Annotated in this window: 12 protein-coding genes; 7 read left to right on the top strand and 5 right to left on the bottom strand. The window is 66.7% G+C overall.

Going from position 1 to position 13,680, the window contains the following annotated elements:
• Position 1 precedes the first annotated feature (1 nt).
• Together O3298_RS08915 and O3298_RS08910 are read left to right on the top strand one after the other, a co-directional pair.
• Positions 2-454: a glycine zipper domain-containing protein gene (locus O3298_RS08915; protein WP_099667421.1), complete on the top strand. Its 453-nt coding sequence runs from the start codon at positions 2-4 to the stop codon at positions 452-454.
• 149 nt (positions 455-603) lie between these two features.
• Positions 604-1,554 carry a PP2C family serine/threonine-protein phosphatase gene (locus tag O3298_RS08910; protein WP_305059058.1) on the top strand — a complete coding sequence of 317 codons (951 nt, stop codon included), beginning with the start codon at positions 604-606 and terminating at the stop codon, positions 1,552-1,554.
• Here O3298_RS08910 and O3298_RS08905 read toward each other — a convergent pair.
• Positions 1,535-1,954 (bottom strand): DUF2177 family protein, encoded by a 420-nt coding sequence (locus O3298_RS08905; RefSeq protein WP_305059057.1) that lies wholly within the window; start codon positions 1,952-1,954, stop codon positions 1,535-1,537. The genes O3298_RS08910 and O3298_RS08905 overlap by 20 nt on opposite strands.
• A 346-nt stretch (positions 1,955-2,300) precedes the next feature.
• Here O3298_RS08905 and O3298_RS08900 point away from each other — a divergent pair, with 346 nt between their 5' ends.
• The 5 genes from O3298_RS08900 to O3298_RS08880 all read left to right on the top strand — a co-directional run bounded on the left by O3298_RS08900 (position 2,301) and on the right by O3298_RS08880 (position 9,170).
• Positions 2,301-3,896: an FHA domain-containing protein gene (locus O3298_RS08900; protein ID WP_305059056.1), complete on the top strand. Its 1,596-nt coding sequence runs from the start codon at positions 2,301-2,303 to the stop codon at positions 3,894-3,896.
• 486 nt (positions 3,897-4,382) lie between these two features.
• Positions 4,383-4,985: a metal-dependent hydrolase gene (locus tag O3298_RS08895; RefSeq protein WP_305059055.1), complete on the top strand. Its 603-nt coding sequence runs from the start codon at positions 4,383-4,385 to the stop codon at positions 4,983-4,985.
• Between the two features lie 105 nt (positions 4,986-5,090).
• Positions 5,091-5,609, top strand: a complete 519-nt coding sequence (locus O3298_RS08890) for a sigma-70 family RNA polymerase sigma factor (RefSeq protein ID WP_289897401.1) — start codon at positions 5,091-5,093, stop codon at positions 5,607-5,609.
• The gene (locus O3298_RS08885; RefSeq protein ID WP_305059054.1) at positions 5,585-6,577 is read left to right on the top strand and encodes a FecR domain-containing protein; all 993 of its coding nucleotides are present in this window, start codon (positions 5,585-5,587) and stop codon (positions 6,575-6,577) included. Before O3298_RS08890 ends, O3298_RS08885 begins: the two co-directional genes overlap by 25 nt.
• A 115-nt stretch (positions 6,578-6,692) precedes the next feature.
• A complete protein-coding gene (locus O3298_RS08880; protein WP_305059053.1) occupies positions 6,693-9,170 on the top strand; it encodes a TonB-dependent receptor in 2,478 nt (825 codons plus the stop codon).
• Between the two features lie 7 nt (positions 9,171-9,177).
• On the opposite strand, the gene O3298_RS08875 is transcribed toward O3298_RS08880, so the two are convergent.
• The 4 genes from O3298_RS08875 to O3298_RS08860 form a co-directional block, all read right to left on the bottom strand.
• Positions 9,178-10,080: a pirin family protein gene (locus tag O3298_RS08875; protein ID WP_305059052.1), complete on the bottom strand. Its 903-nt coding sequence runs from the start codon at positions 10,078-10,080 to the stop codon at positions 9,178-9,180.
• The gene (locus O3298_RS08870; protein ID WP_289910574.1) at positions 10,077-10,475 is read right to left on the bottom strand and encodes an OsmC family protein; all 399 of its coding nucleotides are present in this window, start codon (positions 10,473-10,475) and stop codon (positions 10,077-10,079) included. The genes O3298_RS08875 and O3298_RS08870 overlap by 4 nt, the downstream gene beginning before the upstream one ends.
• 78 nt (positions 10,476-10,553) lie before the next feature.
• Positions 10,554-11,300 (bottom strand): SIMPL domain-containing protein, encoded by a 747-nt coding sequence (locus O3298_RS08865; RefSeq protein ID WP_305059051.1) that lies wholly within the window; start codon positions 11,298-11,300, stop codon positions 10,554-10,556.
• A 38-nt stretch (positions 11,301-11,338) separates the two neighbouring features.
• Positions 11,339-13,666 carry an SUMF1/EgtB/PvdO family nonheme iron enzyme gene (locus O3298_RS08860; RefSeq protein WP_305059050.1) on the bottom strand — a complete coding sequence of 776 codons (2,328 nt, stop codon included), beginning with the start codon at positions 13,664-13,666 and terminating at the stop codon, positions 11,339-11,341.
• Between the last annotated feature and the right edge of the window lie 14 nt (positions 13,667-13,680).

Below are 13,680 nucleotides of genomic sequence, written 5' to 3'. Positions count from 1 at the left end.
CATGTTGAACAAGAAACTCCTGGGTGCGGTAATGGTAGCGGCAGTGGCTGTGTCTTCGGCCGCAGTCGCCGGTGACCGCGACTTCAATACCGTTGCAGGCGCCGTTGTCGGAGCGGCCATTGGCAACAGCACCGGCGGCCGCAATGGCGCGATCGTCGGTGGCGTGCTGGGCGCGGCCGTCGGCAACAGCATCAGCACGAATGACCGTTATTACGACCGTGGCGGCTATCGCGGCGGCTACCGCGAAACCTATTATGCGCCGGCGCCGCAGCCCGTGTACTACGCCCCTGCCCCGCAGCCCGTGTATTACGCGCCGCCACCGCGCTACTACGGCCCGCCGGCTGTCGTCTACGTGCAACCGGGCCGCGGCTACTACCGCGACCATGGCCGCCGCGACTACTATGACCGCGGAGACTACCATGACCATGGCCGCGGCTGGGGCCATCGCCGTTAAGCAGCGCCCTGTACTTGCTCCATGAAAAACCTGCGCCAGCCTGCTGCCGCAGGTTTTTTTGCGTGAAAGGCAAGGTATCGCCCCTGCACAATATCGGCTAAGCTGTGTCCTATGATCAACATTGCTGGCCGCCTGGACCGCACCGACCGATGCATTTAATCAAAGACGAGCTCGACTTCGGCCCCTGGCTCGACGCCGCCGCTGGCACCAGCGTGGGCGCCGGCCCCCTGCCGCGCCGCGAAAACCAGGACAACTTCCTGCTGATCGATGCCAGCGGCCACGCCGTCTGCCTGTCGCGGCAGGCGCCGTTCCACTGCCAGGTACCGGGCTGGCCGCGCGGCCACGTGCGCGCGGCCGTGCTCGACGGCATGGGCGGCCACGGCCACGGACGCGAAGCGGCGGAAGCGGCCGTGCAAGGCTTGCTGGCCATGCCCACCTGCCTTGACACGGCCAGCCTGGCCGCCAGGCTCGACGCGCTGCACACGCGGCTGCAGGACAGTTTTGCCGAGGCAGCGCCAGCCCAGGCGCGTCCGCCCGGCACCACCCTGACCCTGCTGGAAGTGCCGCCCGGCGAAGCGCCGCTGCTGTATCACGTGGGCGATTCGCGTCTGTACGAAATTGCCGACGGGACAGCCAGCATCCTCACTGTGGACCACGTGCCGGCCACCGTGTACGCCATGCGCGGCGCGCTCGACGAGGCGCGCTGGCGGGCCGCCGTGCACGGCGAACACCACCCGCAAATCTCGCAGGCATTCATTTTAGGCAACGCCATCGGCGACAGCTTACAACTCGACAAGCCCTTGCGCGGCCTCGATGCGGCCATCTTGCCGCCCTTCCTGGCGCACCTGGGCGACCGCCGCGTGCTGCGCGTGCGCCCCGGCGCCCACTATCTGCTGGCCAGCGACGGCTTCTGGGCCTGCGAGGACCCGCTGGCCCTCACGGCCCGCTGGCCCGCCTTGTGCGCTGGCAAGACTGCGGCACAAGCCGTCTGCGCCCTGTTCGACGATTTCCTCTCGCATCCGCCCAAAGGCTTGCATAGCGACAACATTACCGTGCTGGCGCTGCGCTTCGATGCGGAATTCACCGCCCCAGCCGGCTAGCGGCCAGGTAGCCGGCCGTCGCCGACACGGACGACAGCACGGCGCCCCAGGCCATGTCGATCGCCGTCAAGGCCAGCGGCCAGTCGCGCAAGGTCGCATAGTTGCTCAAATCATAGGTACCATAGGCCAGCAGGCCCAGCAGCGCGCCCAGCACTGCCGCCGTGCGCCCGCGGCGCGCGCGCAAGCCCGGCAAAATGGCGAAAACCAGCAATCCCGCCACGTACAGCAGATAAAACAGCGTCGCCGGCGCCCAGCGGGGAGACTCCGCCAGCAGCGGCCCCAGCGCTGCGGCGTACACCGGCTTCATCAGCACCGCCAGCCACAGGGCGTCGAGGGCCAGGAATACGCACAGGGTGGCGCCATAGGCTATGGCAAGCTGGAGCGGGCGTTGGGCAGGCATGGTCGTCTTTCGAAGTCAGGCGGCATCGGGGGAACGGCTGTGCCAGCATAATACAAAACGCCTTCCAGCTCTTGCCGCAGGCATCACCATGCGCGACCGGCGTCCACACGCATGGCTGGAAAACCTGTTTCATACAATATCAAAATAACATATCCAGAAAGATATAAAATGTGTTTCTGGGCAATAGTTTCCATGACATGTATTGCAAGGTGTGACCAGGGACATGAATTTGGACAAAAAGAGCGCATTCCGCTGCCGTGAAAGTTGCCAAGCAAGCGCAAAAGCGCGTAAGCTCTCATGTATAACAGAGGGCAAAATGTCCCCGCTCGATTCGAGTCAGAATGTCATGAAAAAATGCAGCAACCCGGAGCACCCGCACTGTACGTTCTGGGTCTTGCCTGGGGAAACAGTCTGCGCGGGCAACCACCCGCAAGCGACGACCGCCCCCAGCAGCTACGACCTGTTGACCGCACTGCGCAGCGCCCGTTCCGAGCCATCGGCAACGGCGCTTCCGCACGCCCCTGCTGCTGACGCTGCTACCGCACCGCTGACGGGCGCAGCCGCGCCAGCGCAGCCCACCCGCATTGCCGCAGCGATGCCGGCTTCCACGCCAGCGGCGTCGCCTGCTGCCACCGCTGCCGCCCACCCCGCCTACCAGCCCGTGCAAGCCCACCTGCACATCAGCGGCTTCGATCCCCGCGCGGCAGGCGGACGGCAAACCCTGAAGATGGAATTGCGCGGCATGAGCGCCGCCTGCGCGCCGCAGCTGACCTTGCGCCTGCGCTCGGACCTGATCCCGCGCGGTGCCGTCCAGCATGATTTCGTGCGCACCACGCGCGGCGACTGGCGTCCCGTGTTTGTCGAGTTTTCCTCACGCAACAAGGAACACGGGCAATACCAGATCGAAGTCGAAGTGCACAGCCACGTCGATGGCGCCGTGGCGCAGAAATGGGTGTGCACCTTCGTCATCCTCGTGCCGCGCCGCGACGCCACCCTGACGGAAATCCACCAGATCTTCCTCAGCACCCACAAAAACGTGCGCGTGATGGCCGACGACGCCTCGATCGCCCGCGTGACGGGCGGCGACGGCTGCAACCTCGACGTGACGGCGCGCAATGCCGGCATCGCCCACGTGGATCTGTCTGCGCCGCAGGGCAAGATCGACATGGGTTTTACCACCATCGCCTGGGACGAGGAATTGATCGAAGTCGACCTGCCCGCCGCCAGCCACTGCCATCCGCACCCGAGCCAGGCCGCCTGCCTCGTCAATGCGGCGCCGGAAGCGGGCGAACAGCGCCAGATCCGCCTGTTCGCGCTGGAAGAATGCATGCTGGGGCGTTTTGAGCTGGTGGACCCGGAAGCCGATGTGCTGCTCAGCCATTTCAGCCCCGACGGCCAGGACAACAATGGCTTGACGCGCCGCCTGTCGGGCCGCCACGCCATCATCCGGCGCGGCCAGCAAGGCTTTGAAATCGAGGATGTGTCGCGCTACGGCGTGCTGCTCGATGGCGTGTGGCCCGGCAAGCACAAGCCCGTCGCCCTGCGTCTGGGCATGCGCATCGAATTGTCTGCCAGCATCAAGGGCATCGTCGTACTCAGCGTCACGGCCCTGCTCGCGCACGGCGTGATCCTGCACCGCATCGACCACGGCGCCCGTGCCGAGTGTTTTTACCTGCTGCTGCCGGAAGCCCAGCCTTCGCCGGCCAGCCACCTTGCCACGCCGCAAGCCAGCTGCCTGCCCGTGCTATTCCACCGCAACGGCGGTTTCTGGCACCTGGACACGGCCAGCGGCAAGGAAACCGCGCTGGCGCCCGCCACCGCACTCGACAAGCTCAGCGGCTTCGCGCGGCACAACCGCTTCGCCAGCGAACCGTATCCGGAATGCTGGATCATCCGCACCGAAGGCGCCGCCCTGTGCGATAGCACCATGCAAACTGCCTGATACAACGCCTCCCGCCACCTGACCGCTAGCGTCTGAAAAATGGTCAGAGCAAGGCGCGCTGCCGAAGACAGTACGAATGTACGGCAAGGCAGTGCAACGCAGCTATGGCCTTTTTTCGGACGCTAGCGCGGCACCAGCACGAGAAAAATCATCGACAGGCCGAGTATGAACACCGCTTCCAGCGTGAACACGATGGCGGGAATCTGTAATTCGCGTGGGATTTTCATGGCGAAACCTCTTCAAAACGCAGGACTGCTTTCAGCATAGCGCGCCCTGCGCCGATTGCATTGCCATCTACACAACACACTTGACCGGCCGGCATGAGTTGCCGAGTTCGCTGGCCAGGTTATTCCGACACACAATTTAACAATTCAATCGCAGATATTCTGCAAATAGCCCCCATTCCCGCCCTTACATACTGTATATTCATCCAGTTAATATTTCCCTGCACTTCACACAGCGCCCGCACGGTGTTTTACATTTCCTATGGCTTCCAACAAAGCGCATCACGCGACCGGTTGGGCTGCCGGCGTGATCGCCGCGGCCCTGGTCGCGCACGCTGGCGCCGGCGGCCCCTATCAAGTGCTGAGCATGCTCGCCTTTGTCATGGGCGCGCTGGGCGGCACGGCGCCGGACTGGCTGGAAGTGGCCTGGTGGGCGCGCACGCACCGGCTGTGGATCACGCACCGCACGTGGACGCACTGGGGCCTGGCCTGGATCGCCCTGCTCGTCTACACGTGGATGCAATTGCCGCACCACCTGTGGGCGCCGCCCCTGTTCGGCTTTGCGGCCGGCGGCATCATGCATTTGCTGGCCGACTGGCCCAATCCGCTGGGCGTGCCGTGGATCTTCCGCCGCCACTCGTTGCGCTGGTGGAAAAGCGGCCGCCACGACATCATCGTCATCATCGCCGCCTGGCTGGCCGCCACCGTCGTGGCCGACCACGTGTTTTTTGACGGCATCCACCTGCGCCGCACCATGCTGGCGCTTGAGGACCTGCTGCACTGGTCCGCTGGGGCACTGCAGACGGCCTGGGCAAATCTGCAACAATGGCAGCTGCGCTGGCGCCTGGGCGGCAACGCCAATTGACGCCGGCGGCGTGGCAATGTGATAATGAGTATCATTCTCAAACAGCCCAGCCAGCCGGCGCCCCGCGTTCCGTCAGCCCAGCCCTTCCCTTGCCTGGAGAACGCAGTGAGCACCGTCAGTCCCGTCCATGCCAACCACCTGAGCACCCTGTACAGCGAGCACCACGGCTGGCTGTATGGCTGGCTGCGCGGCAAGCTGGGCAACCGCGCCGAAGCGGCCGACCTGGCGCAGGACACCTTTTTGCGCCTGCTGGGCAAGCGCGAGGTGGCACCGCTGGCGCCCCTGCGCGAGCCGCGCGGCTACCTGGCGACGATCGCGCGCGGCTTGCTGATCGACCGCTACCGCCGCCAGGCGCTGGAGCAGGCCTACCTGGAAGCGCTGGCGCAGCAAGCCGAGCCAGCATCGATGTGCGCCGAAACGCACGCCATCATCATCGAAACCCTGCTCGCCGTCGACCGCCTGCTCGACGGCCTGGGAGCGCGCACGCGGACCATCTTCCTGCTGGCGCAAATCGAAGAACTCAGCTACGTGGACATCAGCCGGCGCCTCGGCATCTCGCTGCCGACCGTGAAAAAACACCTGGTGCGCGCCTACACGGAATGCCTGATGCTGGCGGCCGCCTGATGTTCGGCCCCGCGACCTCACCTTCCGCCCCCATCGCCCGCAAGGTGCTGGCCGCCGCCGCCCACTGGCATGTGGAGCTCCAGTGCGGCAGCGCCGACCCGGCCGACGTGCAGGCATGGCGCGACGCCAGCGCCGAGCATGAACGGGCCTGGGATCTGCTGCGGCGCATGGACGGCCAGCTGGGCGCGATACCTGCAGCGCTGGCGATGCCGGCGCTGCAGGCGGCGCAGCAGCGCCGGCGCGCGGCCGCCAAGATACTCGCCCTGCTGGTGGCGGCCGGCGGCGGCATCGTGCTGGGCCAGGCGGGCTTGCAATCCGGCCCATGGCAAGCCCTGACGGCGTCCCTGCGCACGGCGCCGGGCCAGCGCCGCCACGTGACGCTGGCCGATGGCGGGCGCCTGGAGATGAATACGGCCAGCGCCCTGGATGTTGCTTACAGCGCCACGCACCGCCGCATCCGCCTGCACCGTGGCGAAATCATGATCACGACGGCGCCCGACCCGCGCCCCTTCCTCGTCGACACGCCGCACGGCGTGATCCGCGCGCTGGGCACGCGCTTCGGCATACGCTGCGACGACGATGGCAGCACCGTCAGCGTCTTCGAGCACGCCGTGGAAGTGCGCTGCGCGGCGCGCCCGGACGCCGTGCGCCGCCTGGAAGCGGGGCAGCAGCTGCGCTTCGGCGCCACCGGCGCGGATGCGGTATTGAGCACGCCCGCGCACCAGGACAGCTGGCTGCGCAGCATGCTGGTGGCCGCCGACTGGCCGCTGCAACAGCTGGTGGCGGAGCTGGCGCGCTACCGGCGCGGGCGTCTCGCCTGCGACGCCGCCGTGGCGCGGCGCCCCGTCACGGGCACCTACCGCCTCGACGATATCGACGCCGTACTGGAAAGCCTGTGCGCCTCGCACGGGCTGCAAGTGACGTACTTCACGCGCTACTGGGCCACGGTATCGGCCCGGCCAGCATAACTATTTTCAGTTTTTTTGCGTTTGGGGTTGGTGTTTCGATGCGCTGCTTCGGCTTGACAAGTAAGAAGCCGATTCATTGGCCATTTTCCTATCCCTCTGAGCAGAAAGACCGAGCATGCAGCTGACCACCCCCGTTCTCCATCCCGCCGCGCGCGCCATCCGCCTGGCCGTCCTCGCCATGGCTTGCGCCGCCCCCGCCGCCTTCCTCGCCGCTCCCGCGCTGGCGCAAGGCCAGGCCGCCGCCCCGCAAGCCCAAGCCTATGCCGTGCCGGCCGGTCCGCTGGCCACGGCATTGAATGACTTTGCCGTCGCCGCCGGCGTCAGCCTGTCGACCGATCCCGCGCAGACGCGGGGCCTGCGCTCGCCCGGCGTGCACGGCAGCGTTGGCGTGGCCCAGGGCTTTGCCCAGGTACTGGCCGGCAGCGGCCTGGAAGCGGTGCAGCTGCCGAACGGCGCCTATGTGCTGCGCCAGGCGGCCACGTCCTCCGCATCGGCAGCCGGCACGGAAAAGACCATGGCGCCCGTGACGGTCAGCGCCAGCATGGAACGCGATCCGGTCAGTGAGCACAGCAACTCGTACGCGGCGCGCGCCGTCACCGTCGGCAAGGGCGTGCAGACCCTGCGCGAAATTCCCCAGTCCGTCAGCGTCGTCACGCGCCAGAAGATGGACGACCAGAACCTCAACAACATCGACGCCGTGCTGGCCAACACCACCGGCATCACCATGTACGACAGCCCCATGGGCGGGCGCTATGTGTATTCGCGCGGCTTCATGGTGGAAACGTACCAGTTTGACGGCGTCAACCGCGCCATGTACTACCCGCAGGCGAACAGCTTCACCAGCAATACGGCCATGCTGGACCGGGTGGAAATCGTGCGCGGCGCCACGGGCCTGCTGCAGGGCACGGGCTCGCCCGGCGCGGCCATCAACATGGTGCGCAAGCGCCCGCTGGCGGAAAAGCAGATGCAGCTGGCGCTGGGCGCGGGCCGCTGGAACGATGTGCGCGGCGAGGTGGACGTCACCGGTCCCTTGAACGAAGCGGGCAGCATCCGCGGCCGCGCCGTGGCCGCGCACGAGCAGCGCGATTACTTTTATGACGTGGCCGACAGCCGCACGGACGTGCTGTATGGCGTGCTGGAATTCGACCTGGCGCCGGGCAGCAAGCTGACGACGGGCGCCAGCTACGAAAAACTGCACGCGACGCCGTTCTTTTCCGGCATGCCGCGCTACCGCGATGGCAGCGACCCGCACCTGCCCCGTTCCACCTTCCTGGGCGCCGACTGGAACCGCTGGAATAGCAAGCAGACGGCCGTCTTCGCCGAATTCGAGCACCGCTTCGACGCCGACTGGCTGTTCAAGGCCAGCGCCAACTACACGCGCGAGCGGCATGACGTGAAATACATGTTCAGCCAGGGCGCGATCGATCCCGCCACCCTGGCCGGCATGATGATGTACGGCGGCGTGTTCGACTACGGCAGCACCAACAAGGGCATCGACCTGTCGCTCGATGGCAAGTTCAACGCCTTCGGCCGGCGCCACGGCTTCAGCGCCGGCATCAGCACGAACCGCCTGGAAAGCGACAGCGATTACAGCCTGGCCCTGCTGCAGCAGCCGAACAACCCGCTGCAGCCGAACCACGGCGTGGCCGAACCCAGCGACGCCTGGTTCCGTGCAAACAGCTACCGCGGCGATCCCAGCGTGACGAGCATGACGCAGACGGGCGCCTACGGCGTGGCCCGTTTCAGCGTCAGCGATCCGCTCACCGTGGTGGCCGGCGCGCGCGTGTCGAACTACAAGTCGAGCAGCGTGTACCGCGACACGGGCGAAGTGTATATCGACCCCTACCGTGAAAACGGCGTCGTCACGCCGTATGGCGGCGTGATCTACGCATTCGACCCGCGCTGGTCCGGCTATGCCAGCATCTCCGACATCTTCCAGCCGCAGAACCAGCGCACGGCCGATGGCGCCCTGCTCGACCCGCTCAAGGGCCGCAACCTGGAAGTGGGCGTGAAAGGCGAACTGTTCGACGGCAAGGTGAATACCTCGCTGGCGCTGTTCCGCATTGAGCAGCGCAACCGCGCGGAACTCGACCTGGTGAATACCTGCTCGTCCGGCACGGAATGCTATTTCTCGACGGGCAAGGTGCGCAGCGAAGGCGTCGATGCGGAAATCAGCGGCGAGGTGGCGCCGGGCTGGCAACTGTTCGCCGGCTATACCCTGAACAACTTCAAGTACCTGGAGCAGACGTCGAATGCGGGCGTGATGTTCGCCAGCACCTACTCGCCGCGCCACATGCTGCGCGCGTGGAGCGACTACCGCCTGCCCGGCGCCCTGCAGAAGTGGAGCGTGGGCGGCGGCGTGAACTTCCAGACGGAGAGCTCGCGCACCACGCGCGACGTGAAGGTGGCGCAAGGCGCGTACGCCTTGTGGAGCGCGCGCGCCGCCTACCAGATCGACCGTAACTGGACGGCGTCGCTGTCCGTGACGAACGTGCTCGACAAACGCTACTACCAGACGGTGAGCGCACCTGCGTGGGGCAATTTCTACGGCGAGCCGCGCAAGGCGCAACTGACCTTGCGCGCGCGTTTCTAAGGGGGACTCAGGTCGCCGGGCGCAGGGGCGCCTTCGGCAACGGGATGAATTCCGTCTCGCCCGGCACCTGTCCCATGCGCTGGGCGCTCCAGTCGTCGGCTGCCTGCAACAGGCGCTCCTTGCTCGACGAGACGAAATTCCAGAACAGGAAGCGGTGGCCGTCCAGCGGCTCGCCGCCGATGACGACGAACTGCACCGGGCCGCTGCCCGCCGTCACCACCGGTACGGCGCCCGCTCGCACGGCGCCCGCTTCCAGCAAGGCCATGGTGTGCGGCACCAGCGCCACGCCATCGAGCAGCACGTCCCCGCTGATCGGGTAAATCGCCGCTTCCGCCGGCAAGCCGTCCAGCCGCAGCTCCTTGCCTGCCTCCAGCGCCACGTCCAGGTACAGCGTCTGCATGTAGGTGCGCACGGGCGAAGTCTGGCCAAACGCGGTGCCGATCAAGACCTTCACCACGGCGCCATCGAGCGGCACGACGGGAATGTCGGCCTGCGGCGTGTGCGTGAAACTCGGTTCGTCTTCCTCGTGCGCCTTCGGCAGCGCCGCCCACAGTTGCAAGCCGTGCGTGCGGTGCGGCTGGCCCGCCAGGTCGTGCGGCGTGCGTTCCGAATGCACGATGCCGCGCCCGGCCGTCATCCAGTTGATGGCGCCCGGTTCGATGCGCTGGTACGAACCGATGCTGTCGCGGTGGTCGATCGCGCCCTCGAACAGATAGGTGACGGTGGCCAGGCCGATGTGCGGGTGGGGACGCACGTCGTGGTTGGCGTCGGGCGCCACGTCGATGGGGCCGAAATGGTCAAAGAAAATGAAGGGGCCGACGGCCTGTTTTACTGCCGAAGGCAGCAGGCGCCGCACGACAAAGCCGCCGCCCAGGTCTTTTTCGTGGCTTTTCAGGATGGCCGCGCTCATGCCAGCACCGTCGTCACTTCGGTGGTCACCGCCGTCATCAATTTATGCAGCGGGCATTTGCCGGCCGCGGCCAGCAATTCCTCGCGCTGCACATCCGTCAGCTCACCCGTCAGGTGCAGGGTGGCGGCCAGGCGGTACACGCCCCTGCGCTCTTCGCTGGCATCGCGCTCGGTCGACACTTCCACGTGTTCCAGCGGGATGCCCTTGTGTTTGGCGTACCAGACGACGGTGAGCGCCTTGCAGGCCGACAGGGCCGCGTCATACAGGTCGTGCGGCGACGGGCCGGCATCGCCGCCCCCTTCCGCCACCGAAGCGTCGGCGGAAATGATGTGGTCGCGCACGTGCACGATGTGGCGCATGGGTTGCGACTGGTCGCGGATGGCTTTGATGGTCATGGCGTTCCTTGGTGCGTTTGGAAAGCCACAATTTACACCGTTTGCCCGCTTTGCGCAGCCTGCGCCCCTGCTACCTGGTCATTTGATACGGAACAGGGCGTCGACCGTCTGCGCCATTTTGAGGCTGGTGACCATCAGCATGTCGTCGGGATTTTGCCGCTGGCGGCTATTCGCGCGGTTGTAGCGGTCGGACGGCACCAGGCCCACGGCATTGCCCAGGTTTTTCAGCTGGTCAGACGAGATGCCGGCCACGGCGCCCGCGCGCTTGCCGAAGCCGCGCGCCATGGCATCGGCCTTGCGCTGCGCGTCCTTGACGGCTTCGCCCACCAGTTCCTCTTCCAGGCGGATGCGCTCCGTGGCGCCGAAGGTGACGGCAAACGCATCGAGGTTGGGCATGGCCAGCAGCGGACGCATGACGGCGGGCCATTTCGACAAATCCGCCACGTTGACATGCACGCTCGCCTTGATCAGGTATTGCGGATTGGCCGGGTCCTGTTCCGCGCCCTTGCGGATTTCCTTGCGCACGTCGCGCACCTCGATGCCGGCGGCCGCCTCGGGCAAGCCCTGCTCCACCAGCAGCGCCCTGATTTCCGCGATGCGCGTCTGGACCAGCGCGGTGGCCACGTCCGGCGCCGGGTCGAAGACGCTGACGTCGAAGTCGATCTCGCCCAGATCCGGCATGACCAAGCTGTACGCCGTGCCCGTCGCATGGATGAAGGGATAGGAGGGAAAATCGCCGGCCAGGGCGGCGATGGGCAGGCAGGCGAACACGATGGACAGCAGGCGGCGTTTGAACACGGACACTCCGGCACGGTTAAGGTGCATGAAGTATCCGTCAAGATAATCAATATGGCAATCCCGGCCTACCCGGCCTGGTCCAGCGTGCGCGCCACCCGGAAGCCCACGATGTCGTTCGACAGCACGGTGGAAAAGCCGTTGCGCAGGGCCGAGCGCAGATAGCGCGGGTGATACAGCCAGGAGCCGCCGCGCAGGATGCGCCGGCTGCTGTCGCTGCCCTCTTCCCACGCGCTGCCGTCGACGGGCGCGCCCTCGTAATTGTCGTGCACCACGTCCTGCACCCATTCCCACACATTGCCGTGCATGTCGAACAGGCCCCAGGAATTCGGCGCAAAGGTACCCAGGGGCGTGGTGCCGCCCCGGTACACCCCGCGCGGGCCGCCGTTGTACACGTACAAGCCGTCGTAATTGGCTTGCTCGGTGCTGATGGTGTCGCCCACGTTGAACGCCGTGCGCGTGCCGGCGCGGCACGCGTATTCCCATTCCGCTTCGCTGGGCAGGCGGTACTGCCGGCCCGTGCGCTCGCACAGCCACGCCAGGTACAACTGCGCGTCATTCCAGCTCACGCCGACCACCGGGTGCTGGTCGTTCTGCACGAAGCCGGGATTATCCCAGTCCGTTTCCGACCCGCCCGCCCATCCCGTCGCCTTGACGAAGGCGCGCCATTCGCCCACGCTGACGGGGTGCCGGGCCAGCGCGAACGGGCGCTCGATGCCGACCCAGTGCTGCGGCGTTTCGCGGTCCAGCCATGACTGCTGCGAACCGGCCTGGATGGCCGCCTTGTGCTCCGTCTCGTGCGCGCCCATCTGGAAGCGGCCGCTGGGAATGAGCACCAGTTCCGGCCCCTGTCCCGAGCCATCGAGCCAATCATCGCGCAAGATGCCTTCGGCATTGGCCACCGGTTCCGCGTGTTCCGGCTCCAGTTCCGGCGCCGGCGCGGATGCCGGCGCTGGGATGGCGGCGGTCGCGGCGCGGCTGGCCTCTTCGCGGCGCGCGCGTTCCTGCTCGGCCCGATACGCCGCCTCCGCCTTGGCGACGATGGCCTTGCGCTGCAATTCCTGGTGTTCCTGCAAGGCCGTGGCGGCATCGGCTTCGCGGCGCGCGCGCAGCTGGCCGCGCAGCGCTTCCTTGCGCAGCTTGCGCGCCTCTTCCGCTTCGAAATGGCGCTGCGCCTCCTGCTCGCGGCGCAGTTTATCCTGCCGCTGCTTTTCCAGCGCGGCCGCCTGGATTTCCGCCTTGCGGCGCTGGTCCAGTTCTTCCTGGCGCGCACGCGCCTCCCTGAGCGCCGCTTCGCGGGCCTGTTCCGCCGCCAGCGCCGCCTGCTGCTGTTGCTCTGCCAGGCGCGCCTGCTGCTGGCGCGCCTGTTCCGCCAGTTCTTCGGGCGACGGCCCGGCAGCCCGCTCCAGCCCTTCGAGCAAGGCTTGCACGGATAGCGGCCGCAATTCCGCCGTCAGCGAAAAACCGTTCTGCAGCACTTGCCACTGCTGCGCGTTGAGCGCCTGCGGCGCGGACGGCAGGTGGCTGGCGCTGCGCATGTCGTCGAACGGCATGCGCCCTTCCAGCATCTGGTAGATCATCACGGCCACGGCATACACGTCCAGGCGCGGGCTGGGCTGGCGCTGGTTGGCGCCGGCCTCGGGCGCCCGGTAGCCGTGCGTGCCCGCATTCGGCATCTCCAGCGCCAGGCTGCTGTCCGCATTGCGCACGCGCGACGCGATGCCGTAGTCGAGCAATTTGACATCGCCCTTCGCCGTCAGGAAGACATTGCCCGGCTTGATATCGCGGTGCACCAGCTTGTGCTTCTCCCACGCATACGCCAGGGCTTCGGCCACCGGGTGCAGCAGCTGCTGCACGGCGGCCAGCGGCAGCGCGCCCTGGCGGCCCAGATAGTGTTCGAGGTCTTCGCCATCGAGGCATTCCATGATGATGAAATAGCTGGCCGTGGCCGGGTCCTGCGCCCACTCGTAGACGCGCACGATGTTTTCATGCGCGAGTTTTCTCGCCTGGGTCGCTTCCTCGATCAGCAGTTTCGCGTGCGTGGCGCTTTGCGTCAGCTGCGGCGGCAAGATCTTCAGCGCCACCATTTCGCTGCTGCCCAGCTCCGCGTGCGTGGCCAGGTCGGTGGCTTGCCACACCTGCCCCATGCCGCCCGTGCCGATCAGGCGTTCGAGCCGGTAGCGGCGGTTTTGCGGGCCGATTTCCTGGCCCGTCATGAAGCCCAGCTCCGTCCCCTGGCGCACGGGCAGCGGCGCGGCCACGGGTGCGGCGCCGGGCGGCGCGTACTCGGCGTCGAGGATGGCGTTCTTGCGGCGTTCAAATTCCTGCTCGCTGAGCAGCCCGTCGTCGTGGAGGGCGCGCAGTTCCCGCAGTTTGTCTCGTGCTTTTTGCATCATCTGGGGTGAAACGC

This window comes from Janthinobacterium sp. SUN137, assembly GCF_030587265.1.
Lineage (GTDB): Bacteria > Pseudomonadota > Gammaproteobacteria > Burkholderiales > Burkholderiaceae_D > Janthinobacterium > Janthinobacterium kumbetense.
This window is presented reverse-complemented; position numbering and strand designations above follow the sequence as displayed.

Coding starts and splice junctions, on each gene's coding strand:
- O3298_RS08895 (WP_305059055.1), top strand. CDS start 4,383: ATGGCTTCCAACAAAGCGCATCACGCGACCGGTTGGGCTGCCGGCGTG.
- O3298_RS08870 (WP_289910574.1), bottom strand. CDS start 10,475: ATGACCATCAAAGCCATCCGCGACCAGTCGCAACCCATGCGCCACATC.
- O3298_RS08915 (WP_099667421.1), top strand. CDS start 2: ATGTTGAACAAGAAACTCCTGGGTGCGGTAATGGTAGCGGCAGTGGCT.
- O3298_RS08910 (WP_305059058.1), top strand. CDS start 604: ATGCATTTAATCAAAGACGAGCTCGACTTCGGCCCCTGGCTCGACGCC.
- O3298_RS08885 (WP_305059054.1), top strand. CDS start 5,585: ATGCCTGATGCTGGCGGCCGCCTGATGTTCGGCCCCGCGACCTCACCT.
- O3298_RS08880 (WP_305059053.1), top strand. CDS start 6,693: ATGCAGCTGACCACCCCCGTTCTCCATCCCGCCGCGCGCGCCATCCGC.
- O3298_RS08875 (WP_305059052.1), bottom strand. CDS start 10,080: ATGAGCGCGGCCATCCTGAAAAGCCACGAAAAAGACCTGGGCGGCGGC.
- O3298_RS08905 (WP_305059057.1), bottom strand. CDS start 1,954: ATGCCTGCCCAACGCCCGCTCCAGCTTGCCATAGCCTATGGCGCCACC.
- O3298_RS08865 (WP_305059051.1), bottom strand. CDS start 11,300: ATGCACCTTAACCGTGCCGGAGTGTCCGTGTTCAAACGCCGCCTGCTG.
- O3298_RS08860 (WP_305059050.1), bottom strand. CDS start 13,666: ATGATGCAAAAAGCACGAGACAAACTGCGGGAACTGCGCGCCCTCCAC.
- O3298_RS08900 (WP_305059056.1), top strand. CDS start 2,301: ATGAAAAAATGCAGCAACCCGGAGCACCCGCACTGTACGTTCTGGGTC.